Source organism: Roseovarius sp. A-2 (assembly GCF_002072155.1).
Classification (GTDB): Bacteria; Pseudomonadota; Alphaproteobacteria; order Rhodobacterales; family Rhodobacteraceae; genus Roseovarius.
Map to the genome: position 1 here is coordinate 1 of NZ_BDIY01000122.1, position 253 is coordinate 253.

The following is a 253-nucleotide window of genomic DNA, read 5'->3' on the forward strand; positions in this document are numbered from 1 at the left end:
CCTTGATCGGCAGACGCCTGACGACGCATATTGGGTAGGCTTGGAACAACAAGAAGCAGCATGAAACCTAAACCCGATACACCTTAGAAAAGCTGCAAACATGTCCGAAAAGGTGGGACCACTTCAAATCGCTTTGGTCAAAACTTTGCAAATTGCATTCGCCGGGATCGACCACGGCCGAACGATAAGTGGCACATGGATGAAGTCGTGATCACGATCCGTGGCAAGAAACACTGGCTGTGGCGTGCGATCG

General features: G+C 51.0%; 1 pseudogene. It reads left to right on the forward strand.

Going from position 1 to position 253, the window contains the following annotated elements:
• Positions 1-126: 126 nt before the first annotated feature.
• Positions 127-253, forward strand: a pseudogene (locus tag BHD06_RS22850) (IS6 family transposase); the annotation flags it as partial.